This window comes from Pseudooceanicola sp. (assembly GCF_041987405.1).
GTDB lineage: Bacteria > Pseudomonadota > Alphaproteobacteria > Rhodobacterales > Rhodobacteraceae > Pseudooceanicola.
The window spans coordinates 166033-189366 of record NZ_JBHIWR010000006.1 but is presented as its reverse complement, the minus strand read 5'-3'; the positions used below and the strand labels follow the sequence as shown (position 1 = coordinate 189366).

Here is a 23334-nt window from a genome sequence, read left to right as displayed (position 1 = left end):
GAATTTGTGAGTCGCATTTGACGCACTCATGCCCCGAAGGTGTCCAAATTTTGTCCAATTTGCAAGTGTGAGCCAGAGCACCACGTCGGATTGCAATTCGCCCCCCGGGCAGCAGGCCTGCTCCATGTAGACCTCTGGTATCGACGCCCTAGCTTTGCGCCCCCATTGACCTGCCGCCCTCTTGTCGAAAGGTATAGGGCAGTCAGAGACGGACCCCATGACCAGCGACAAACGCCCCCCCCTTCCGGCCCAGAACCCCCATGCCTTGCAGGAGGGGCGGGAGAAGAACCTGGAGGTCGCCATCGGGCGCGAGGTGCGGGCGTTGCGTCATCGGCAGCGGATGACCGGGGCGGATCTGGCGGCGCAGACCGGCCTGTCGGTCGGCATGCTGTCCAAGATCGAGAACGGGGTGATCTCGCCCTCCCTCTCGACCATCTCGGCCTTGGCGCATGCGTTGAAAGTGCCGCTGGTGCAGCTTTTCTCGGGGTATGAGGAGGCGCGGGGCTGCATGCATGTCAAGGCGGGCGAGGGGGTCGAGATCGCCCGGGCGGGCACGCGCGCCGGGCATCAGTATCACCTGCTGGGCCATATCGGATCGAACAATTCCGGTGTGGTGGTGGAGCCCTATCTGATCACCCTGACCAGCGAAAGCGACCGGTTTCCGACCTTTCAGCATGAAGGGATCGAGATGCTCTACATCCTGGAAGGGGTCATGGATTACCGCCATGGCGACCAGCATTACCGGCTGGAGCCGGGCGACTCGCTGCTGTTTGATTCCGATGCACCGCATGGGCCGGAGACGCTGCTGAGCTTTCCGATCCGCTATCTCTCGGTCATCACCTACCCGCAATCCAGCGCCTGACCCTGGGGCATTGCCCGGTTTTTGGGCAGTTGCCTGCCTATCAGACAATCCGCTGCGTGACGCACTCCGAAGTTTCTTGAGGGGAAATAAATATTCCCCTTAGTGTGTGCGGCAAGACATCTCACCCAAGCGGAGGCGCCGATGTGCGGCATCGTTGGATTGTTCCTCAAGAATGACGACCTGCAGCCCCGATTGGGGGCGCTGCTGACCGGCATGTTGGTCACGATGACCGACCGGGGCCCGGACAGCGCCGGGATCGCCATCTATGGCGCGCCGGGGCGGGGGTTGAAGATCACGATCCAGTCCGACACGCCGGATGTGGATTTCGACGGGCTGGAGGGCAGCCTCTCCGACGCAGCGGGGATCCAGGTGACGATGGAGGCTGTCGACACCCATGCCGTCCTGCACCTGCCCGCCAGTGCGCGTGACGCGGTGGTTGTGGCACTGGAAGCGCGGGGCCTGCGGATCATGGGCGTGGGCGAGGCGATGGAGATCTACAAGGAAGTCGGCCTGCCCCGCGATGTGGCCGCGCGCTTCGATCTGGCGAAGATGGGCGGCACCCACGGGATCGGCCATACACGGATGGCGACGGAGTCGGCCGTAACGACGCTTGGCGCGCATCCCTTCTCCACTGCCGACGACCAGTGCCTCGTGCACAATGGCTCGCTGTCGAACCACAACGACATGCGGCGGCGGCTGGCGAAAAAGGGCATCTTCACGCGGACGGAGAACGACACGGAGGTCGGGGCCGCCTATATCTCCTCCCGCATTGCCGACGGGGCGTCCTTGGGTGAGGCGCTGGAGGGCACGCTGAAGGACCTCGACGGCTTCTTCACCTTCGTCACCGGCACGCGCGACGGGTTCGGCGTGGTGCGTGATCCGGTGGCCTGCAAGCCGGCCGTCATGGCGGAAACCGACGACTATGTGGCCTTCGGATCGGAATACCGCGCCTTCGCCGATCTGCCTGGGATCGACGCCGCCCGGGTGTGGGAACCCGAGCCCGCCACCGTCTATTTTTGGGAGCGCTGAACATGCAGACCCTCGACATGAGCCGGGTAGAGCTGCGCGAGGTCAACGCGACCCTTCAGGCGGAGGCCGGGCAGACGAACCAGACCCAGTGGGTGATCGAGAACCCGCGCGGGGCGCATGCGGTGGCCGTGGGCCTCGACGCGCCGATCGAGGTCACGGTGAAGGGATCCACGGGCTACTACTGCGCCGGGATGAACGCCCAGGCGACGGTGCATGTGACCGGATCGGTCGGCCCCGGCGTGGCCGAGAACATGATGTCCGGGGAGGTGGTGATCGACGGCGATGCCTCGCAATATGCCGGTGCGACGGGCCATGGCGGGCTGCTGGTGATCAAGGGCAATGCCTCCTCGCGCTGCGGCATCTCGATGAAGGGGATCGACATCGTTGTGCATGGCAACATCGGCCATATGTCCGCCTTCATGGCGCAGAAGGGCAATCTGGTGGTGCTGGGCGATGCGGGCGATGCGCTTGGCGACTCACTCTACGAGGCGCGGCTTTTCGTGCGGGGGACGGTGAAATCGCTCGGCGCGGACTGCGAGGAAAAGGAGATGCGGCCGGAGCATCTGGAGTTGCTGGCCGATCTGCTGGCCCGCGCCGGGGCGGATGCGAAGCCCGGAGAGTTCCGGCGCTACGGCTCGGCTCGCAAGCTCTACCATTTCAACATCGACCACGCGGATCAGTACTGATGGACAAGACCCCCCGAACCGACCCGCGCCACTCCGCGACCTTCACCCGCGAGGTGAATTCGGAAATCCGCCGCGCCGCCGCCACCGGCATCTACGACATCCGCGGCGGGGGCGCGAAACGCCGCGTCCCGCATTTCGACGATCTGCTGTTTCTAGGCGCGTCCATTTCGCGCTACCCGCTGGAGGGGTATCGGGAGGCCTGCGGGACCGGCGTCACCCTCGGCACGCGTTTCGCGAAAAAGCCGGTGGAGCTGAAGATCCCGATCACCATCGCGGGCATGTCCTTCGGCTCGCTCTCCGCCCAGGCGAAGGAGGCCCTGGGCCGTGGGGCGACCATGGCGGGCACTTCGACCACCACCGGCGACGGCGGCATGACCGAGGAGGAGCGGGGGCATTCCGAAAAGCTGGTCTACCAGTACCTGCCCAGTCGCTACGGCATGAACCCGCGCGACCTGCGCCGGGCCGATGCGATCGAGATTGTTGTGGGGCAGGGCGCCAAGCCCGGCGGTGGCGGCATGTTGCTGGGCCAGAAGATCACCGAGCGTGTCGCGGGGATGCGCGACCTGCCCGTGGGGATCGACCAGCGGTCCGCCTGCCGTCACCCGGACTGGACCGGGCCGGACGATATGGAGATCAAGATCCTCGAACTGCGGGAGATCACCGGCTGGCAGGTGCCGATCTACGTCAAGGTCGGCGGATCGCGGCCCTATTACGATACGGCGCTGGCGGTGAAGGCCGGGGCGGATGTCGTGGTTCTGGACGGGATGCAGGGCGGCACGGCGGCGACGCAGGATGTCTTTATCGAACACGTGGGCCAGCCGACGCTCGCCTGCATCCGCCCGGCCGTTCAGGCGCTGCAGGACCTCGGCATGCACCGCGAGGTGCAACTGGTCGTCTCGGGCGGTATCCGTACCGGCGCGGATGTGGCCAAGGCGCTGGCGCTTGGCGCCGACGCGGTGTCGATCGGGACGGCGGCCCTCATCGCGCTTGGCGATAACGACCCCAAATACGAAGCCGACTACAACGCGCTTGGCACTACCGCCGGGGCCTATGATGACTGGCACGAGGGGCGCGATCCGGCGGGCATCACCACGCAGGACCCGGAACTGGCCAAACGGCTCGAACCCGAGGCTGCGGGCCGACGGCTGCGCAATTACCTCAACGTGATGACGCTGGAGTGTCAGACCATCGCGCGGGCCTGCGGCAAGAGCCATGTGCACAATTTGGAACCAGAAGACCTCTGCGCCCTGACGATGGAGGCCGCAGCCATGGCCAAGGTCCCCCTCGCCGGGACAGACTGGTGGCCGGGCAAAGGACAGTTCTGACGGGAAGGCGCCCCCGCTTCACCTTTCCCGAAATACTCCGGGGGTCCGGGGGCAGCGCCCCCGGCCTCGCCAAGACAGCGAAGGACGGAACAGATGAGCAAGCTCGCCACATTCGCCGAAAAGAACGGCGTGAAATACTTCATGGTCTCCTACACCGATCTCTTCGGGGCGCAGAGGGCGAAACTGGTCCCCGCTCAGGCCATCGCGGATATGGAAGAGGGCGGCGCGGGCTTTGCCGGGTTCGCCTCGTGGCTCGACATGACGCCCGCCAACGCCGACCTGCTGGCGGTCCCGGACCCAGATGCTGTGATCCAGCTTCCGTGGAAGACGGACGTGGCCTGGGTGCCGACCCTCGGCGTCATGGACGACAAGCCTGTCGAGCAGATGCCCCGCGCGGTTCTGACATCCATGATCGCCAAGGCCAAGGAAATGGGGCTCCGCGTCAAGACCGGGGTGGAGGCGGAGTTCTTTCTGCTGACGCCGGAGGGTGACGCGATTTCCGACCCGGCCGACACGGCGGAGAAACCCTGCTACGACCAGCAGGCCGTCATGCGCCGCTATGACGTGATCGCGGAGATCTGCGATTACATGCTGGAACTGGGCTGGGGCCCGTATCAGAACGACCACGAGGATGCGAATGGCCAGTTCGAAATGAACTGGGAGTTCGATGATGCACTGGTCACCGCCGACCGGCATAGCTTCTTCAAGTTCATGGTGAAATCCGTGGCCGAAAAACATGGGCTGCGTGCGACCTTCATGCCCAAGCCGATCGAGGGTCTGACGGGCAATGGCTGCCACGCCCATATTTCGGTCTGGGATCTGGCGGGCAAGACCAATGTCTTTGCCGATGAGAGCGACGAAAACGGGCTGTCGGAGAAGGGGATGCAGTTCCTCGGCGGGATCATGGCCCATGCGCGGGCGATGACGGTGATCACCAATCCGACGGTGAACAGCTACAAGCGGATCAATGCGCCGGTCACGGCCTCCGGCGCGACCTGGGCACCCAACACGGTCACCTGGTCGGGCAACAACCGCACCCACATGGTGCGCGTGCCAGGGCCGGGGCGGTTCGAACTGCGGCTGGCCGACGGGGCGACCAACCCCTACCTGCTGCAGGCGGCGATCATCGCGGCGGGGCTCTCGGGTATCGCGGCTAAAGCGGACCCGGGCCCGCGGCTCGACATCAACATGTATACCGAGGGGCATCTGGCCAGGGACGCGGTGCAATTGCCGCTCAACCTGCTGGATGCGGTCCGCGCCTTCGAGGCGGATGACGTGCTGAAGGCGATGCTGGGCGAGGAGGTCTCGGCCGCGTTCTGCAAACTCAAGATGCAGGAATGGCAGAGCTTCCTGGCCCATTTCTCGTCATGGGAAAGGGCGCATACGCTGGACGTGTGACGGGGCAAGCAACCTGTCACGCAAGTCGGCCAGTTCGCTGTGATCGGTCAGGCGTCGTCGTAGCTGGAGAAGACCTCGGTGCTGCCGTCGCGGCGGATCAGGTAGACGTCGTAGGCGTCGCGGTCGTCCTCCGGCCCCATGCCGGGCGAGCCATAGGGCATGCCGGGCACGGTGAGGCCCACGGCATCCGGGCGTTCGGCCAGCAGCCTGCGGATATCCGCGACGGGGACGTGCCCCTCGATCATGTAGCCGTCGATCCTGGCTGTGTGGCAGGAGGTCATGTCGCGGGGAATGCCGTTGTCCTGCTTGAACCGGAAGAGGCGCGTGCCGAGGCTGTTTTCGGCCGTGACATCAAAACCGCCCTGGCGGAGGATGTCGATCCACGCGGTGCAACAGCCGCAATTGGCGTCCTTGAGCACATGGATCCTGTCGGCGGATCTGGCCCAACCCGCCTGCGGGGCGGTCACCACTGCGGCGGCGGCGGTCGCCAGGAAACTGCGTCGGGAAGAGGTCATGCCATCCCTCCTGTGTCAGGACACGCCGGGGCGGCAGGCGAGCGTCCGCCATGGACCGCCCCGCAGCGATATCACTCGCTGAAGGTCGCCAGATAGGCGGCCATGTCGGCGGTGTTGTTCTTCAGCTTGAAAGTCATCTTGGACTTGGCGCTGCCGTCGTCCAGGTAGTCCTGCAGGAAGGCCCTGGGGTCTTCGATATAGGCGGCAAGGGAGGTTTCGTCCCAGACCAGACCGGCTTCACCGGCTTTGACGATGTCGGCGCCGTATTTGTAATCCTCGGCGGTGCCTGCGGTACGGCCGATCACGCCATAAAGATTCGGGCCTGTCTTGCCGCCCTTGACGATGGTTTCATCGGCAGAGGCGATGGCGTGGCAGGATTTGCAGCGTTTGAAATCGCTCTCACCCTGGGCCGCATCGCCCTGTGCAAAGGCAGGGGCGGACATGGCGGCGAGCGTGGCTAGGATCGTAAGGGTACGGGTCATCTGGCTTCCTCGGGATTGAGTCTTCATTGACCATTAAATAGGTCGGCCCGGGAAGCATCAACAGGGGATCGGATCAGGTGTTTTGTCGCAGGTCCGCCGTCGCCTCCGCCCCGAAAATCAGGTCGAACTGTCGCGCCAGGGCAACGTCCAGATCCGCCATGCTGACCGGCAGGCCGAGGTCGACAAGGCTGGTCACGCCATGGCCGGTGATACCGCAAGGTACGATGCCGGAGAAATGCTCCAGCTCCGGTTCGACGTTGATCGAGATGCCGTGAAAGCTGACCCATTTTCGCAGGCGGATGCCGATGGCGGCGATCTTGTCCTCGCGCGGGGAACCGTCGGGCAGGGGGGGCTTGTCGGGGCGGGCGACCCAGACGCCGACGCGACCCTCGCGGATCTCGCCGCGGATATTGAACTCGTCCAGCGTGGCGATGACCCAGGCCTCCAGCTGCTGTACGAACCGGCGGACATCGCGGCCGCGCCGGTTCAGGTCGAGCATGACATAGACCACCCGCTGACCCGGCCCGTGATAGGTATATTGCCCGCCGCGCCGAGTGTCATGAACCGGGAATCGATCCGGATCGGTCAAATCCTGCGGTTTGGCGGAGGTTCCGGCGGTATAGAGCGGCGGATGCTCCACCAGCCAGACCAGTTCATCGGCCTCTCCGGCGGCGATGGCATTGGCGCGCGCCTCCATTTTCGCCACCGCGTCTTCATAGTCGGTCAGGCCGGGGGTGATGATCCATTCGGGCATGGGGTTGATCCCGCTTCGTAATCCTGTCCTTGGTCTATGGCGGGGCGACGGGGGGCGCAACAGGTCTGGAAAACCTGACCCCTTCTGGCGTCAGTTTTGGCTTTGTCGATTGGCCGGTCGGGGGTACGCTGGCCGCAGTGTATTTGATCTGGGAGACTTTTGATGACCTCGAAACGCCTATCCGGCCTGATGGCCGCGACCATCCTCGTGACGACGCCAGTCGCGGCCATGGCAGACAACCTTGGGGCGGCGATCGCCGGGGCCATCATCGGTGGCGCCATCGTCCATTCGCAGCAGCCCAAGAAAAAGGTCTATGTGAAGACCTATTCCCACAACAGCGCGACACGGGCGCAGAACCGCGAAACGCAGACCTCGCTGAACTATTTCGGGTTCAACGCCGGGGTCGCCGACGGGGTGCTTGGCAGCCGCTCGCGCAGCGCGATTTCGCAGTATCAGGCCTATCTTGGCTTCCCGGTGACCGGGCAGTTGACGCCCTACGAGCGCAACTACCTTGTCACCTCCTACAACCGCGCGCAGGTTGGCGGGCCGGATGTGGCCAAGGCCCTGCAGCGCAGCAAACACGGCACCAAGGGTCTGCTGGCGGCCTGGCATTCCGGCCAGGCGGGATCGCAGTACGCCGGCGGGCATGGCGGCATGGGCTACGCCGGCCTGCCGATCGAGGTCTCCGATGCGGTGGACGAGATCGCCGACAGCTCCGAACCCTCGCCCGAGCAGCTGCTGCAGCGCGCCGGGTTCATCCAGACGGCGGATCTGAACCAGGACGGCAAGAACGACTATGTGATCGACACCTCGGTCACCGGGTCGTCCTTCTGGTGTGGCCAGACGCAGTGCACGACGCTTCTTTTCGCCTCGACCGCGGACGGGTATCAGCGCAAGCAGTTCATGTACAAGCTGAACGACCAGCGGTCGAACAACATCACCACCGCGGCGTTCCAGTGCGACCACACCGGCTGCAAGATGAACGACCCGATGCTGGCCGCGGCGCAGGTTCCGGCGGCCACGCCGACGCCCGCGCCCGCGCCTTCGGGCGGTGTCACCGCGCTGGCGGCGATCCCGCTGGTTGGCGGGTCGACTTCCGGTCAGACCTCGCTGGCGAGCTATTGCAACAAGGTCAACGTGATGACCAATTCCAACGGCGGCTATGTCACCGTGGCCAGCATGTCGGACCCGGCCATCGCGCTGAGCGAACAGTTCTGCCTGACGCGGACCTATGCGATCGCCCGCGGCGAGGAGATGATGAAGCAGGTCTCCGGCATGTCCGAGGCCCAGGTGGATCAGCAGTGTGATGCCTTCGGCACGGCGCTTGCGCCCTACGTCGCATCCCTGGAAACCGGCAGCCCGGCCGAGGTCGCGCCGCAGGTTCAGAAGTTCGCCCTGTCGGCCAATATGTCGATCGAGCAGCTGCAGTCGACCGGGGCGATCTGCCTCTATTCCGGCTACCGTCGGGACAAGCAGGACGTGGCGCTCGGCGCGGCGCTGCTGCTGGTCGGTGCGGGTCAGACGCCCTATGCGGAAACCGTGGGGCATCACATGACCCAGGGCTTCGGCACGGCGGCGGATCCTTCCAAGGCCAAGGGTTGGTACGATATGGCGCTGACCGCGCTGGACAACGGCGCGGCGCCGGTCTTCGCCCCGGGTCAGTCGGATCGGGCGGATGTGCTCAAGGCTGCGCTGGCCGGGGGCAATTCGGTCGCCACGCCGCAGCCCGCGGCCCTGCCGACCTTCAACCTCAGCAAGTGATCCTGCGTGGGGCGGCCCCGGGGCTGCCCTGAGCATCACCGGACAGACATGACCGCCGGGCCCCGCAAGGGACCGGCGGTCAGCTTTTGAGGAGCCCGGCCTCGCGGATCGCGGGCAGGTAGGTGCGGCTGACCGGGATTTCCGTCCCGTTGCTGAGGGTGAGGATGGCGCGGGCGCCGTCGCGACGGGCGGCGCGCACGGCCTTGAGTGCGACCCAGTGGGAGCGGTGAACCTGCAGGCCCGGGGTGTCGCCGACCTCTGCCATGGCGTCGGAGAGGCGCAGCAGGATCAACTCAGATCCCTTGTTGGTGGCGACCTCGACATAGTGGTCCTGAACCGAGAGGGAGATCAGCGCGCCACGTTTCTCCAGCGGCAGCCGGTCGAGGATGCGCGGCGGGGCGCCGGGGGTGTCCCGTGCGTTGAGGTGATCCTCGATCGCGACAAAGGCGGCGGAGATGATCATGGAGATAATCACCACATTCGGGGCAATCGCCCAGAAATAGGCCGCATTGGTGGGCGACAGGCGGAAGACCAGCCAATTGATCAGCAGCAGTGCCAGCAGATTGACCAGGCCGGTTGCCGCCCCGGCCAGCAGCACCGAGGGCCAGCGCGGTGCATTCCAGGCGCGCAGGCTTTCCGCCGTCAGGGTGGCGACCCCGGTGCCGAGGAAGAAACCGATGGCGGCCACGGTGATCCAGTAGACCATCAGTGCCGGGACGGGCAGGGCGCCCGCCGTGCCGAAGGGACCGGCGAGCCCCAGAATCACACCGGCCGCCACAAGGCCGATCCACACCGCGCGGGAAGAGGCGAGGCGTTGCATTTCGCGCTTCGTGATCTGCAAGGGCTGTTCGTTCACGAAGTCCCCGCCTCCGTTTCCGCATCCACGCTCGTCCCGCCGGACAAGCCTTGTCAGAGAAGTGGCAGCTTCACCCTGACATGACAAGGAACCCGACATGAGCCTGACACCGCTTCTTTCCGCATCTGTTGCCATCCAGATCCACGTCCTCGCCGCGCTGCTGGCCATCTTGCTGCTGCCGCTGACCCTGTTCCGGCGACGGCGTGACCGGGTGCACAAGGTGGCGGGCTATGTCTGGGTTACCGCCATGCTGACCACGGCCATCAGTTCCTTCTGGATCAACGGCATCCGCCTGATCGGGCCGTTCTCGCCCATCCACCTGCTGTCGGTCTTGACGCTCTACAATGTGATCTGGGCCGTGGTGGAGTTGCGCCGGGGCAATCGACGGGCCCACGAGGGCATCCTGCGGGCCACGGCCTACTGGTCGCTTGGTCTGGCAGGGCTCTTCACGCTGATCCCGGGGCGGATGATGGCCGAGGCGCTGTTTGGCGAGGCGCAGGTGACGGGCTTTCTCTCCGTTCTGACGCTCGTCGGTCTGGTGGCGTTCCGGGCGCGCGTCCAGCGCGATCTGCGCGGGCGGCGTGAGACGTGACAGGGGGTGGCGGGAAATGGCGAATTTCACAATTTCCCCCTTCACATCCCCCCCAAGTCGGGCTATCCAGCGCGCCACCAAGTCAAGACAGTGCGGTCGTGGCGGAATTGGTAGACGCGCAGCGTTGAGGTCGCTGTGGGGTAACTCCCGTGGAAGTTCGAGTCTTCTCGACCGCACCATTTGAATACGGCAAGCTCTTGGCTTCATCCCCCTTCGAGATCACTGCGCTCGACCGGTTCTCCATCTGGTCTCCGGGATTCGGATGACATCGCGCCCCTCAGTCACGACACCGCCAAGTGTGGCGCCTTCGCCTGGACCAATCTCAGGAAATATCATGCCGACATAGCCCGCATGGGTCATGAAGAGCCGTGTGTGACGTGGTTGGCTTCGGTCGTCTACTTTTAAACGTCCACATTTTGAGGTGAATCATGCCAAAGCGCTTACTCTTTTCCGGTCTACTCATGGCTTCTGTCTTCGGGACCTCTGCACAGGCCGCTCTCGTTGAATATTCTTTCAACGATGCAGATTTCGAAGACGGAGCAGTCCTGAGCGGTACTTTCACTTGGGATACCGACACAAACGCCATCACGGCCTTTGATATTGAAACGACGCTCGGATCAGTTTTGGCAGGTTCGACATACGACTCCGCTGACATCGGCGCGTTCAGCGCGTTCGATGCCAATTTCATCGATTTTAATAGCAGTAGTAGCTCGGGCGGGGGCCGCGTCAGAGTGTTGGTTGATACCTCCTCTCTCGGCGCGTCCTCGATCGGTACCTCTCTCTTCTTCTCATCGTCCAACGGTGGTTTTTACGAGTGCGCGACGACCACCACTTGTACAACCTTCCGCGAAGGAACCGGCTCCGGGTTCCTGACCAGTGCGTTCGCGGACACGACGTCGGTCCCGTTGCCTGCCGCTGGTTGGCTCCTCATCGCGGGGATCGGCGGTCTTGGCATGATGCGGCGAGGACGTAGCTAACACCACATTTGGGGCGGCGTCGCCGTCATCGGAACGCTTCACGCCGGGCCGCGACCCATGGAGCGTTCCGTTCACTTTATGATTGGTGCTTTCGCTGACATCGCCAAACGCACGACGTCGAGGCGCGAGTGGCAGGCGAGTTTTGCCGTGGCAGATTTGATCTGATTGCGGGCGGTTTCGATCTCGGTGCCGCGCCGTTCAGCTATGCCGTTCGTTTCAAAACCCTGGACGAGATATTTGCAGACGTCGAGTTCCGCAGGGCTGAGCACACCAAAGGCGGCCAGGCCATCTACGGAGAGACGGGCCTCATCTTCGGGGTCTATGACGAGAAGCAGGACCGCGACAGTTTTTGAAAGATCGTTGTCGCGCACCGGGGCGGCGCGCAAGACCAACGGCAGTTGGCCGGAGCGGCGCGGAACCGTCAAAGTCAGCCGATCGGACGTCGCCTCCGGCCGCGCAGCGGCGTCGAGCGCACGGCGTAGCGCCGCTGAAGCAGCAGGATCGGTGGCACCTATCCGGCCCGAAGATTGCCACAAGCCGTTGTTGTCATCAGCCATTTCACGGAACGCCGCGTTCGCGGTAATCACTTTCCCGTCCGGCGTACAAAACGCCGCGCCGAAATCGAGCCGATCAAAAAGCGCCATGAGGCGCGCGTGACTTGCAGCAAGAGCGGCGACCACGCGGGATGATTCCAGAGTACGCGCCAACAGCGACCCCAACAATGGCGTCAATCGAGCCATTTCCGGAGGGGCGTCATCAAATGGAGATCGCTCATGGGCGACCGCAACATCGAGGAACGGGCCATGGTCATTGATGCGCATGATGCTTCGTGCCTGGCCATCCGTCGCTTGCAGAACCCGGTCGCGCCATGAATTTGGCGGAAGGTCCGCACCGCGCTTCAAACCGAATAGCTCACCTTCTTGCAATGCTACACGGGGTGGCATTCGGGCAAGTGCGGAGTAGGCCGCGTGATCCTCCGCATCGCCCCCATTCTGCATTTCCGACTGAAGCGATGCGACCGCCGGGCGCTGCGCGACCTTCGACGCGTGAAAGATCGGTGCTGCGGGAGAGGCTGTATCATACGCAAACACCATGAAAGCGGCAGCATTCAAGTGATCCGCCACCAGATCGCACAGGTTCTGCCACGCTTCAGGTCGGGCTGCTGCATCCACCGCGGCAAGTGCGAGTTGTGCTGCCGCATCCTGAGAATATGTTCCGTCCGACATGGCAGCGCTTATACCAGAAGGGCGCACAGAAATTAACCATCTTCGCCAGAGGAAGAGCGGAGGATTGGCGTTCAATAGCAGCGCCGTGGCGGCCGCGTTTTCATTTCCATCCAATTGACACCGCCATGCGAAATGGCTTGGTAGCAGCTGACTACCGCACCACGTAGACCGAACACTTGGAATGCCGGACCACGCGGGCGGCATTGGGGCCGAGGAGGTAGTCCTTGAAGTCCTGACGATGTGCGCCGATCACGATCAGGCCTGCGCCGGAGATTTTGGCGGCCTTCAGCACCTCTTCATAGACGGTGCCGACGGCGACTAGATGGCGCACGGATCTGTTCGCCTCCTCCCCGATCACCTCGCCGACGAAATCGTTGAGGGCCTTTGCGGCGCCGTCCTTGGCGGTCTTGACCTGGTGGTCCTGAAAATAGACCCCGACCATGGAGGTCCCGAAATCCGGCACCACGGTGATGACATCCAGGGTCGCGCCCTTCATCTCCGCCATCTGCTTGGCGGTCGTCAGGACCTGGGCTTCCTCGTCGGGGCGGTTGATGTCGATGGCGCAGAGTACAGTGTCGGTCATGCCGGTTCTCCTTGCGGGATACGTTTGGACCGTCGCGATTGCAGCAGGGCGATGAGGCCCAGCAATAGCAGCGCCGGGATGAAGATCAGCTCTTTCGGCATCTGATCCGCCGCCGCCTGGACGGAGGCGATCTGAACCGGCTCGTCGCCATAGAAGTCGAAGGACTCCAGCGCCGTGCCCAGATCGGAGCCGAACATCGGTTCGTCCAGCCGCATCTCGTCACCCTCGGGGACCAGCATGAAGCCAAGCGCATCGAGGCGGGCCTCGGCCCCCTCGACATCCGGAACGGTCACCGGAACGGTCACCTCCTTGACCTCGAGCGTGTCGAAATCCGGACCGGAGATCACGGTGCGCAGCTGGCTGCCGGGCTTGGCCGCGCCGACGGCTTCGGCGAATTGCGCCGGGGCGATGGTCTCATACGGGGGCTGGATCTGGTTCATGAAGAAGCCGGGCCGGAAGAGGGCGAAGGCGATCAGCAGCATCGCCACGGTTTCCCAGATGCGGTTCCTGGTCAGGAACCAGCCCATGGTCGCGGCGGTGAAGATCAGGATGCCGATGGTCGCCACGATGAAGACGATGATGCCCTGAGTCCAGGTCACGTCGATCAGCAACAGGTCGGTGTTGAAAATGAAGACGAAGGGCAGGGCCACCGTCCGCAGGCTGTAGAAGAAGGCGGTGAAGCCGGTGCGGATTGCATCCCCGCCCGATACGGCGGCCGCGGCGAAACTGGCCAGGCCCACAGGTGGCGTCACATCTGCCATGATCCCGAAGTAGAAGACGAAGAGGTGCACCGCGATCAGGGGTACGATCAGCCCCGATTGCGCGCCCAGTTCGACCACCACGGCCACCATGAGCGAGGAGACGACGATATAGTTTGCCGTGGTCGGCAGGCCCATGCCGAGGATCAGCGACAGGATCGCCACGAAGATCAGCATCAGGATCAGGTTGCCGCCCGACAGGAACTCGACAAAATCTGCCATGACCTGGCCGATCCCGGTCAGCGAGACGGTGCCGACGATGATCCCTGCCGTGGCGGTTGCCAGACCGATGCCGATCATGTTGCGCGCGCCGTCGATCATGCCTTCGACGAGGTCGACCAGACCATCCTTCAGGCGGCTGATGGCGTTGTCCTCGCCGCGGAACATGGCCTTGAGCGTCTTCTGCGTCAGCAGGATGCCAAACAGCAGGAAGGTTGCCCAGAAGGCCGAGAGGCCGGGGGATTTGCGTTCGATCATCAGGAAGTAGACCAGCACGATGATCGGCAGCAGGTAGTAGAGGCCGGATTTGTAGATCTTGGCCACATCCGGCAGTTCGACCACCTCGGCCGCAGGATCGTCCGGCTCCAGGTCCGGTGTCTGCGCGGCAAGGTACACCAGCCCGATGTAGATCAGCGCCAGCAGGATCGACAGGATCCAGCCAGAGCCTTCGGGAAAGAGCGACACGATCGCCGCCACCGGGTATTGCGTGGCATAGCACAGCAGCGCGAAACCGGCGAAGAAGCCGAACATGCCCAGGATGGTGTTCAGCAGCTTGACCACCTTGTTGCCAATGGTCGGCATGTTGTTCTTCACCGCCTCAAGATGGACGATGTAGACCAGCGCGATATAGCTGATGATCGCGGGCAGGAAAGCGTGGGTGATGACCTCGACGTAGGAGATGCCCACGTATTCGACCATCAGGAAGGCCGCGGCGCCCATGACCGGCGGCATGATCTGGCCGTTCACCGACGACGCCACCTCAACCGAGCCGGCCTTTTCGGCGGAGAAGCCGACGCGCTTCATCAGCGGGATGGTGAAGGTGCCGGTGGTGACCACATTGGCGATGGAGGAGCCGGAGATGAGGCCGGTCGCGGCAGAGCCGACAACGGCCGCCTTGGCCGGGCCGCCGCGCAGGTGGCCGAGGGCGCCGAAGGCCATCTTGATGAAGTAGTTGCCGGCGCCTGCCTTATCCAGCAGGGCCCCGAAGAGCACGAAGAGGAAGACGAACTTGGTCGAGACGCCGAGCGCGATGCCGAAGACCCCTTCGGAGGTGATCCACATATGGCTCATCGCCTTGCGCAGCGAGGCGCCGGCCCATCTGATCTGGTCCGGCACGACCTCGGACGAGCCGAAGAAGACGTAGCACAGGAAGACCACGGCGAGGATCACCATCACCGGTCCGAGGACCCGGTAGGAGGCGATAAACAGCAGGATCAGACCGGCCAGGGCAAAATAGGCATCCATGTCATCGGCCAGGCCGCCATTTCCGACGATCTTCTCGTAAAAGAAATAGCCGTAAAGGGCCAGCAGCGCACCGGCGATGCCGAGGGCCCAGTCGTAGAGGGGAATGCGGTCGCGGGGGCTGGACTTGAACAGCGGATAGGCCATCGCCGCGAGGAAAATCGCAAAGGCCAGGTGGATCTGGCGGGAGTTGTTGATGAGGTCTCCGGGCAGCACATAGGGCGCGACCGGAGAGGCCAGGAGAACCTGAAACACCGACCAGATCAGAGCGACGGCGGCGATGAATGTTCCAATCGGGCCGGTCGGGCTGCGAGCGCCACTGTCGCTGGCCGCAACCAGTTCCTGCAGCTCTTGTTCGCTGAGCGCGCGGTTTTCCTTGCTTGTCATCTGTCCCCCTGCCGTCGGTTGTCCGACCTTGTTTTCGTAACCAGGACGCCCGGCGCTGTGCGGCCTGGGCGGGTATCGGGGGCGGAGGCCGCCCCCGAGCGATCTTTACGCTTTCAGATCACACCGGATTGCTTATTCGATCCAGCCTTTTTCTTTGTAGTACTTCGCGGCGCCGTCATGCAGCGGGGCCGACAGACCGGCGGATGCCATTTCCTCGGGCACGAGGTTGGCGAAGGCCGGGTGCAGACCCTTGAAGTCCTCGAAGTTCTCGAAGACCGAGCTGACGAGGGTGTAGACCACGTCTTCGGAGACGTCGGCGGAGGTCACGAAGGTCGCGCCGACACCAAAGGTCATCGTGTCTTCGTCATTGCCGCGATACATGCCACCGGGGATGGTTGCGGTCCGGTAGAAGGGGTTGTCGGCGACCAGACTGTCAACCACATCGCCGGAGACCTCGACCAGCACGGAATCACAGGCGGTCGTGGCCTCCTGGATGGAGCCCGAGGGGTGGCCGACGGTGTAGACCATGGCGTCGATCTGGTTGTCGCAGAGCGCCGCGGACTGTTCCGCCGCCTTCAGCTCGGTCGCCAGGGCGAAGTCATCGTTGGTCCAGCCCATGGCCTCCATCAGCACTTCCATCGTGCCACGCTGGCCGGAGCCGGGGTTGCCGATATTGACGCGCTTGCCCTTGAGGTCGTCGAAGGACTTGATGCCGCTATCGGCACGGGCGACCACGGTGAAGGGTTCGGGGTGGACCGAGAAGACGGCCCGCAGCTCTTCGAAGGGTCCTGCATCCTCAAAACGGGAGGAGCCGTTGTAGGCGTGGTACTGCCAGTCGGATTGGGCCACACCGAACTCCAGCTCGCCTTCGCGGATGGTGTTGATGTTGTAGACCGAGCCGCCGGTGGATTCGACGGAGCAGCGGACGCCATGGTCGCGGCGGCCCTTGTTCACCAGACGGCAGATCGCGCCACCTGTGGGATAATAGACGCCGGTCACGCCGCCGGTGCCGATGGTGATGAACTCTTCGGCATGGGCGGCCGGAGCCATCATGGCAGAAGCGGCCACAGCCACCGCCGCAAGTTTCAGTTTGTCGAACATCTTTATCTCCCTTGGTTGAATGTTCTTGGGTGTCAGAGATCCCAGACTTCGGCCAGGACCCGGTTCGCATCCTCCACTTCGGCAATCCTCGCGCGGGCGGCCGGTCCGGACCGGCTGACCAGCATCCCGATGAGGGATTCCACAAGGAACATCGTGACGACGTAGGAGGAATAGAAATGCGGACTGTTGGTCGCGACGATGAATCGCGTATCGGCATGTTGCAGGGCAGGGCAGCTGTGCGTGTCGGTGATCACGATCACATGGACCTTCTGCTTGCGGGCCAGCCCGGCTGCGCGGATGGCCCGGTCGGCAAAGGGGGGCTTGGTGACCACGATCAGCACGTCACGGTTGTCGAGGCCGGAGAGCCCCCCGCCGATGGAGGCGCCCATGCGGCCGACCATCGTCCAGTTGTCGGCGCAGAAGTTCGCCATATAGGACAGGTATTCGACCACCCCGGTGGAGCCGAGGGCGCCAACCAGCAGCACCTTGCGCGCGGCCGCGATCTGATCCACAGCCTTGTCCAGCGCGTCGCGGTCCACGGTTTCGACGAATTCCTTGAGGTTCGACTGGCACGCCGCGAGGTGGGCATCGAGAAAACTGGCGCGGTCCTCGCTATGGGCGCGCTGCAGCTGCTCGGCACGGGAGGCAAAGCCATTGACCCGCTGGCCGATCTTGCGGCGCATCTCCTCGCGCAGGTCTTCGAAACTGTCGTAATCCAGCGCCCGGGCCAGTCTCGAGAAAGCCGCGGGCGAAACGCCGCTATCGCGGGAGACATTGCGCAGGGTCCGGGTGGCCGTGTCGACAGGATTTTCCGCCAGGTATTCGGCAGCCTGCCGGAGGGTTCCGCTCAGGTCGCTATACTTTTCAGACAGACGCATCTCGAACGACCGCAACACAATACCTCACATCAATCACCCTGACCGTCACCATTGTTTCATCTATTGTCAACGTTTGTTTCAGCTGTTTCAGTGGCGTCAGGGTCGACGAGGAGCGGATAGGCCATGTCGCATGTGTTTGGACGCCATACCAAGGGGCAACTGCCCGTGGCTGTGCGGGGGGATGGTGTCTATATCTATGATTCCAATGGGAAAGCCTATCTGGATGGATCGGGCGGCGCGGCGGTGTCCTGCCTTGGGCACAATGATTCCGATGTCATCGCGGCGATCCATGCGCAGCTCAGGGAGCTGGAATTTGCCCATACCGGTTTCCTGACCTCGCAGCCTGCGGAATCACTGGCGGATGCACTGATTGCCCATGCGCCGGAGGAGATAGACCGGGTCTATCTGGTCTCCGGCGGATCCGAGGCGGTGGAGGCGGCGCTGAAACTCGCCCGGCAGTACATGCTGGAGATCGGCCAGCCGCAGCGCACCCGCTTTATCGCCCGACGGCAAAGCTATCACGGCAACACGCTTGGCGCGCTTGGCACAGGCGGCAATATGTGGCGGCGGGAGCCCTTCGATCCGGTCATGGTCTCGGCCAGCCATATCGCGCCCTGCTACGAATACCGCGGCCGGACGGAGGGCGAGAGCCGGGAGGCCTATGGCCAGCGCGTCGCAGATGAGCTGGAGGCGGAGTTGCTGCGTGTGGGGCCGGAGACGGTGATCGCCTTTCTGGCGGAGCCGGTCGTGGGCGCCACGGCGGGGGCGGTTCCGGCTGTTCCGGGGTATTTCCGGCGCGTCCGCGAGATCTGTGACAAATACGGTGTGCTGCTGATCCTGGACGAGGTCATGTGCGGCATGGGACGGACGGGGACCTTCTTTGCCTGCGAACAGGATGGCGTCCGCCCGGATATAGTGACCATCGCCAAGGGCTTGGGCGCGGGGTATCAGCCAATCGGCGCCATGCTCTGTTCCGCTGAGATATATGCGGCGATCGAGGCGGGGTCGGGCTTCTTCCAGCATGGGCATACCTACCTGGGCCATCCCGTCGCCTGTGCTGCGGCCCTGGCGGTGGTGACCAAGCTGACCGAAGGCGGGTTGACCGGCCGCTCTGCCGAGATGGGGCAGTATCTGGCTGAGGCGCTGGAGGCGGAGTTCGGCCAGCATCCGAATGTCGGCGACATCCGGGGTAAGGGCATGTTCCGCGGGCTGGAGTTCGTTGCGGAGCGGGAGAGCAAGGCGCCCTTCGATCCCGGCCGCAGGGTCGCGGCACGGCTGAAGGCGGCGGCGATGGAGAACGGGCTGATCTGCTATCCGATGAACGGGACGATTGACGGCCAGCAGGGCGATCATGTGTTGCTGGCCCCGCCGTTCGTTTCCACGCGGGACCAGATCGACGAACTGGTTGGCAAGCTGTCGGCCAGTCTGGCTGCGGTGCTGGCGGGTTAACCCGCCAGGCCGTCTGAGCCCTCCAGCGAAAACAGCGGCAGGCTGTGCAGCGCGGATTTCAGCGCGTCGCCCCACCCCTGCGAGACCGTTTCGAAATAGGCGTCTTCCTTTTCGATCCGGCCATGCGGGCCGATCTTCAGGCTGTCGATGGCATAGAGGTGATAGTCGAAGGGCAGGCCGACTGTCAGGTTGGCCTTGAGCGTCGAGTCGAAGCTGACGAGCAGCAGTCGCATCGCCTCCTCGAAACTCATGCCCGGTTCATAGGCGCGCACCAGGATCGGGCGGCCGTATTTCATCTCCCCGACCTGGAAGAAGGGGGTGTCCGCCCCGGCCTCGATAAAGTTGCCTTCGGGGTAGATCAGGAACAGACGGGTCGGGCCGCCCTTGATCTGACCGCCCAGGATGATCGTCGCATTGAAGGCAGAGGCCTGCATGCCGGATTGATTATGCTTGGCAATCACGTCCTTGAGCGTGTCGGCGACGATGCGGGCGCATTGGAACATCGACGGCGCCTTGAGCAGCGAGGGTTCGCGGTCATCCGGCGCCTTGGTGCGTTCATCCAGCAGCGACACGACGGCCTGGGTCGTGGCCAGGTTGCCGGCGGTCATCAGGGTCAGGACGCGTTCGCCCTCGACCTCCCAATGGGTCATCTTGCGAAAGGTGGAAATATTGTCGAGCCCCGCGTTCGTGCGGGTGTCGGACATGAAGACAAGGCCGCGGTCCAGGACCATGCCCACGCAATATGTCATTTCAGGCGCCTGCCTTTACTGTTGTTGCGCTACCTCGATCTCGACGTTCAGATCCTCATCCGTGCCGCCGAGCCTCGTGCCAATTACAGGCGCGGCATCAGAATAGTCCAGTCCTGTCGCGACCCGGACGTAACGTGCATCCGGCGAAATACCGTTGGAGACGTCAAAGCCGACCCATCCCAGATCGGAAACATGCACCTCCGCCCAGGCATGCATCGCCTCCTGCTCCGTCCGGTCGTCCATCATCAGATAGCCGGAGACATAGCGCGCAGGCAGTTTCAGCTCTCTCGCGCAGGCCAGAAAGATATGGGCGTGGTCCTGGCAGACACCCTTGCCCTCGGCCAGAGCCTCCTCTGCGGTCCAATGCGGTTCGGAGCTGCCGGTGGCATAGGTCACCGCTTCGCCGACCAGCGCCATAAGGTGATGCATCTGGTCCAGTTCTCTGTCGCCCTCGACCTGGCGCGCCAGACGGCGAATGCCGGGGCCGATGGCCGTACGATCCGCGGCGCGGCGGTAAAGCCAGAGCGGGGTGCAGCCCGTATGACGGCCCAGCACGCCATGGGTGTCCTCGACCTCCACCGTGCCATTGCAGGAGATTGTGACCTGCGTCGTCATGGAATCCAGCGCGATCAGATCGACGTGGTTGGTGAAATGATCCATGAAATCCAGCTGCTTGACGCCGCCTTCCACCGATATGTTCCAGTCGATGATCTTCTGGTTCGCCTGGTCGAGCGGGGTCATCCGCAGCTGTTGCAGGCCGCTGTGGACCGGTTCCGAGAACCGGTACTGGGTGGTGTGGCTGATCTTCAAACGCATGGCTATTCGTAGAACCGGTAGTCTTTCTCGATTTGGGCGCCAAGGTCGCTCATCCGCATGAGGACGCTCTGGATATACTCATGAAGACCCTGATCGAAGACGGAGTCGATGTCACGTGACAGATACTTTTCTTCCAGATCCGCGATCTTGGCCGAGCTTTCGGGGAGCTCGCCGTAGGTGGCGTTCAGGAAGCTCAGATTGTCCCGCATCTTGCGGATGCAGAAGGCGAGGGAGCGCGGCATCCGCCCGTCCAGAATGAGGAAATGCGCGATATCCACCGGGTCGTACTGGTTGCCGTAGGTCAACCGGAACCCGCCCCGGGCAGAGACGGAGCGCAGGATGGTTTCCCATTGCACGTTGTCGATGGAAGACCCCACGGACATGACCGAAGGCAGCAGGACGTAATACTTGACGTCGAGGATTCGCGCGGTGTTGTCGGCGCGCTCCAGAAAGGTGCCGATGCGGGCAAAGTTGTAGATGTCGTTCCGCATCATCGTGCCATGGGTCGCCCCGCGGACCAGGGCCGTACGCTGGCGTAACTCACCCAGGGTCTGGGGCAGGTCGCGTTCGCCGACCTTGCGGGCCAGCAGCTCCTTGGCGCGCATGTAACAGGCGTTGGTCGCTTCCCAGACCTCGTGGGTCAGGGCGGTGCGGACCATGCGGGCGTTCTGGCGCGCGCCTTCGATCGACATCAAGACTGAGGAGGGGTTCGCCTTGGACCGCAACAGCCAGTCGATGGCGGCCTCCTTGGTCAGGTCCTCTTCGCTGGCCTCGAACCCGGGCAGGACGCCGGCGGTCTGGAGAATGGATTTCCACTCGGCCTCGGACGAGCCAAGCCGGGTCAGCGCCATGCGCTGCCCGGTTTCGATCAGACGGGAGGTGTTCTCGGCCCGCTCCAGGTAGCGGTACATCCAGAAAAGGCCATTTGCTGTCTTGCCTAGCATCAGTCCTCCAGCACCCAGGTGTCTTTGGTGCCCCCGCCCTGCGAGGAGTTCACGACCAGTGAGCCCTTCTTCAGGGCCACACGGGTCAGCCCGCCCGGGGTGATATTGATCTTGTCCGGGCTCACCAGAATAAAGGGCCGCAGGTCGACGTGGCGCGGCGACAGCCCGGCGCGGGTAAAGACCGGCACCGTCGACAGGGCCAGCGTGGGCTGGGCAATGTAGTTGTTGGGCCTGGCTTCCAGCTTCTTGCGGAATTCGGCGATGTCCTTCTTGGTCGCCGTTGGCCCGATGAGCATGCCGTAACCGCCGGACCCGTGGACCTCCTTGACCACCAGGTCAGAGAGGTTGTCGAGCACATAGGCCAGGCTGTCAGGTTCCGAACAACGCCAGGTCGGCACGTTTTCCAAGAGCGGACGTTCGCCGGTGTAGAATTCCACGATCTCGGGCATGTAGCTGTAGATCGCCTTGTCATCCGCGATGCCGGTGCCTGGCGCATTGGCGATGGTGATGCCGCCGTCGCGGTAGACATCCATGATCCCGGGCACGCCCAGGGCGCTGTCGGGGTTGAAGTTCAGGGGGTCGAGGAATTCGTCATCCACCCGGCGATAGAGCACATCAATCGGCTTGTACCCTTGTGTCGTGCGCATGGCGACGCGGCCGTCGATGACCCGCAGGTCATGCCCCTCGACCAGTTCGACGCCCATCTGATCGGCGAGGAAGGCATGTTCGAAATAGGCGGAGTTGTAGATGCCCGGGGTAAGTACCGCGACGGTCGGCTTGCCGGTGGTCCGGTCGGGCGCGCAGGCGGCGAGGGAGGAGCGCAGATCGGCCGGATAATTCTCCACCCGCTGGACGCGGTTGCGGGCGAAGAGCTCCGGGAACATCTGGAGCATGGTTTCGCGGTTCTCCAGCATGTAGCTGACGCCGGAGGGGGTTCTGGCATTGTCTTCCAGGACATAGAACTGGTTGTCGTCGGTGCGGACCAGGTCGATACCGACGATATGAGTATAGACGCCGCCCGGGGGCGCCACGCCGATCATCTCCGGCAGGAAGGCGTCGTTGTTGGCAATCATCCGTTCGGGCAGGCGCCCGGCCTTGATGATCTCCTGCTTGTGGTAGATGTCGTAAAGGAAGGCGTTGATGGCGCGGACCCGCTGTTCGATGCCGCGACTGAGGCGCTGCCATTCCAGCCCGGATATGATCCGCGGGACGATGTCGAAGGGGATCAGCCGCTCTTCTGCGGCGGCCTGACCGTAGACATTGAAGGTAATGCCGGTCAGGCGGAACAGCTCCTCCGCCTCGCGCTGTTTGGCCCGAAGCCGTTTCGGTTCTTCCCCGTCGAACCATGACTTGAAGAGGTTATACGGCAGGCGAAGCTCTTCTTCGCGGCCCCACATTTCATCGAAGACTTGATTCTGATCCATGCCCTCAGCCTAGTGTGCTGTTCGCGATTAGCAAAATCCGATGCGTCGCGCCGTGCGAATTATTTTGGCAGGCGGTGTGTGGAAATCCATCGTTATGGCTGGGATCGCCTAAGGAATGGGCGTTTTTGGGGTCGGTGTGTGAGGCGGCTTGGGCTGGGCGTCCTGTGCCCTGGTATTTATTATAATCCAGTTTTTACAGATATTTCTGAGCATAAGTTGATGTATTTTTGTCGTGAGGTGGTGATGCCATCAAACTGTGGAAGTACGACATTTGATCCCATGCAAGCTGGCAAAAAATATCACTTTTACAACTTTTGACGC

The 23334-nt window shown here is 63.4% G+C and carries 22 protein-coding genes and 1 tRNA gene; 10 read left to right on the top strand and 13 right to left on the bottom strand.

Features of this window, described 5'->3' with window-relative positions; all coding sequences use genetic code 11:
* The first annotated feature begins 217 nt into the window (after positions 1 to 217).
* From ACFC2Y_RS15605 to glnT, 5 genes are all read left to right on the top strand, one after another.
* Positions 218 to 862, top strand: a complete 645-nt coding sequence (locus tag ACFC2Y_RS15605) for a helix-turn-helix domain-containing protein (RefSeq protein ID WP_375175498.1) — start codon at positions 218 to 220, stop codon at positions 860 to 862.
* A gap of 141 nt (positions 863 to 1003) precedes the next feature.
* Positions 1004 to 1891: a glutamine amidotransferase family protein gene (locus tag ACFC2Y_RS15600; protein ID WP_375175497.1), complete on the top strand. Its 888-nt coding sequence runs from the start codon at positions 1004 to 1006 to the stop codon at positions 1889 to 1891.
* 2 nt (positions 1892 to 1893) lie between these two features.
* The gene (locus tag ACFC2Y_RS15595) at positions 1894 to 2577 is read left to right on the top strand and encodes a protein GlxC (protein WP_375175496.1); all 684 of its coding nucleotides are present in this window, start codon (positions 1894 to 1896) and stop codon (positions 2575 to 2577) included.
* A complete protein-coding gene (locus ACFC2Y_RS15590) occupies positions 2577 to 3902 on the top strand; it encodes an FMN-binding glutamate synthase family protein (RefSeq protein WP_375175495.1) in 1326 nt (441 codons plus the stop codon). The genes ACFC2Y_RS15595 and ACFC2Y_RS15590 overlap by 1 nt, the downstream gene beginning before the upstream one ends.
* A gap of 93 nt (positions 3903 to 3995) precedes the next feature.
* Positions 3996 to 5300 (top strand): type III glutamate--ammonia ligase, encoded by a 1305-nt coding sequence (glnT, locus tag ACFC2Y_RS15585; RefSeq protein ID WP_375175494.1) that lies wholly within the window; start codon positions 3996 to 3998, stop codon positions 5298 to 5300.
* Between the two features lie 47 nt (positions 5301 to 5347).
* On the opposite strand, the gene ACFC2Y_RS15580 is transcribed toward glnT, so the two are convergent.
* The 3 genes from ACFC2Y_RS15580 to lipB form a co-directional block, all read right to left on the bottom strand.
* Positions 5348 to 5815, bottom strand: coding sequence for a DUF411 domain-containing protein (locus ACFC2Y_RS15580; RefSeq protein WP_375175493.1), 468 nt, complete (start codon positions 5813 to 5815; stop codon positions 5348 to 5350).
* 71 nt (positions 5816 to 5886) lie between these two features.
* A complete protein-coding gene (locus ACFC2Y_RS15575) occupies positions 5887 to 6297 on the bottom strand; it encodes a c-type cytochrome (protein ID WP_375175492.1) in 411 nt (136 codons plus the stop codon).
* A 73-nt stretch (positions 6298 to 6370) separates the two neighbouring features.
* Complete coding sequence (lipB, locus tag ACFC2Y_RS15570) at positions 6371 to 7051, bottom strand: lipoyl(octanoyl) transferase LipB (RefSeq protein WP_375175491.1); 681 nt, start codon at positions 7049 to 7051, stop codon at positions 6371 to 6373.
* 162 nt (positions 7052 to 7213) lie between these two features.
* On the opposite strand from lipB, the gene ACFC2Y_RS15565 reads away from it, so the two are divergent.
* Complete coding sequence (locus ACFC2Y_RS15565; protein ID WP_375175490.1) at positions 7214 to 8812, top strand: peptidoglycan-binding domain-containing protein; 1599 nt, start codon at positions 7214 to 7216, stop codon at positions 8810 to 8812.
* A gap of 79 nt (positions 8813 to 8891) precedes the next feature.
* Here the strand turns inward: ACFC2Y_RS15565 and ACFC2Y_RS15560 are convergent, their stop codons facing one another.
* Complete coding sequence (locus tag ACFC2Y_RS15560) at positions 8892 to 9668, bottom strand: LytTR family DNA-binding domain-containing protein (protein WP_375175489.1); 777 nt, start codon at positions 9666 to 9668, stop codon at positions 8892 to 8894.
* 97 nt (positions 9669 to 9765) lie between these two features.
* Between ACFC2Y_RS15560 and ACFC2Y_RS15555 the strand changes: the two genes are divergently transcribed.
* The 3 genes from ACFC2Y_RS15555 (at position 9766) to ACFC2Y_RS15545 (ending at position 11237) form a co-directional block, all read left to right on the top strand.
* Positions 9766 to 10260 carry a DUF2306 domain-containing protein gene (locus ACFC2Y_RS15555; RefSeq protein WP_375175488.1) on the top strand — a complete coding sequence of 165 codons (495 nt, stop codon included), beginning with the start codon at positions 9766 to 9768 and terminating at the stop codon, positions 10258 to 10260.
* Between the two features lie 92 nt (positions 10261 to 10352).
* A tRNA-Leu gene (locus ACFC2Y_RS15550) sits at positions 10353 to 10439 on the top strand.
* A gap of 249 nt (positions 10440 to 10688) precedes the next feature.
* Positions 10689 to 11237, top strand: a complete 549-nt coding sequence (locus ACFC2Y_RS15545) for a VPLPA-CTERM sorting domain-containing protein (protein WP_375186456.1) — start codon at positions 10689 to 10691, stop codon at positions 11235 to 11237.
* A gap of 71 nt (positions 11238 to 11308) precedes the next feature.
* Here ACFC2Y_RS15545 and ACFC2Y_RS15540 read toward each other — a convergent pair whose 3' ends face one another.
* From ACFC2Y_RS15540 to ACFC2Y_RS15520, 5 genes are all read right to left on the bottom strand, one after another.
* Positions 11309 to 12577, bottom strand: a complete 1269-nt coding sequence (locus tag ACFC2Y_RS15540; RefSeq protein ID WP_375175486.1) for a helix-turn-helix transcriptional regulator — start codon at positions 12575 to 12577, stop codon at positions 11309 to 11311.
* Between the two features lie 37 nt (positions 12578 to 12614).
* Positions 12615 to 13046: a universal stress protein gene (locus tag ACFC2Y_RS15535; RefSeq protein ID WP_375175485.1), complete on the bottom strand. Its 432-nt coding sequence runs from the start codon at positions 13044 to 13046 to the stop codon at positions 12615 to 12617.
* Positions 13043 to 15652 carry a TRAP transporter permease gene (locus ACFC2Y_RS15530; RefSeq protein WP_375175484.1) on the bottom strand — a complete coding sequence of 870 codons (2610 nt, stop codon included), beginning with the start codon at positions 15650 to 15652 and terminating at the stop codon, positions 13043 to 13045. Before ACFC2Y_RS15530 ends, ACFC2Y_RS15535 begins: the two co-directional genes overlap by 4 nt.
* A 132-nt stretch (positions 15653 to 15784) precedes the next feature.
* Entirely contained in the window at positions 15785 to 16753 is a 969-nt protein-coding gene (locus ACFC2Y_RS15525) for a TAXI family TRAP transporter solute-binding subunit (RefSeq protein ID WP_375175483.1), read from the bottom strand.
* A 32-nt stretch (positions 16754 to 16785) separates the two neighbouring features.
* Positions 16786 to 17631, bottom strand: coding sequence for a MurR/RpiR family transcriptional regulator (locus ACFC2Y_RS15520; RefSeq protein WP_375175482.1), 846 nt, complete (start codon positions 17629 to 17631; stop codon positions 16786 to 16788).
* A 123-nt stretch (positions 17632 to 17754) separates the two neighbouring features.
* Here ACFC2Y_RS15520 and ACFC2Y_RS15515 point away from each other — a divergent pair, with 123 nt between their 5' ends.
* Positions 17755 to 19080, top strand: a complete 1326-nt coding sequence (locus tag ACFC2Y_RS15515) for an aspartate aminotransferase family protein (protein ID WP_375175481.1) — start codon at positions 17755 to 17757, stop codon at positions 19078 to 19080.
* On the opposite strand, the gene ACFC2Y_RS15510 is transcribed toward ACFC2Y_RS15515, so the two are convergent.
* From ACFC2Y_RS15510 to ACFC2Y_RS15495, 4 genes are read right to left on the bottom strand one after another with little or no spacing between them, the layout of a single operon-like run.
* Complete coding sequence (locus ACFC2Y_RS15510) at positions 19077 to 19829, bottom strand: peptidase (RefSeq protein ID WP_375186455.1); 753 nt, start codon at positions 19827 to 19829, stop codon at positions 19077 to 19079. The two genes, ACFC2Y_RS15515 and ACFC2Y_RS15510, sit on opposite strands and share 4 nt — an antisense overlap.
* Positions 19830 to 19844: 15 nt before the next feature.
* Positions 19845 to 20645 (bottom strand): transglutaminase domain-containing protein, encoded by an 801-nt coding sequence (locus ACFC2Y_RS15505; RefSeq protein ID WP_375175479.1) that lies wholly within the window; start codon positions 20643 to 20645, stop codon positions 19845 to 19847.
* Positions 20646 to 20647: 2 nt separating this feature from the next.
* Positions 20648 to 21589: an alpha-E domain-containing protein gene (locus ACFC2Y_RS15500; RefSeq protein ID WP_375175478.1), complete on the bottom strand. Its 942-nt coding sequence runs from the start codon at positions 21587 to 21589 to the stop codon at positions 20648 to 20650.
* Positions 21589 to 23013, bottom strand: a complete 1425-nt coding sequence (locus tag ACFC2Y_RS15495) for a circularly permuted type 2 ATP-grasp protein (RefSeq protein WP_375175477.1) — start codon at positions 23011 to 23013, stop codon at positions 21589 to 21591. Before ACFC2Y_RS15495 ends, ACFC2Y_RS15500 begins: the two co-directional genes overlap by 1 nt.
* Positions 23014 to 23334 lie beyond the last annotated feature (321 nt).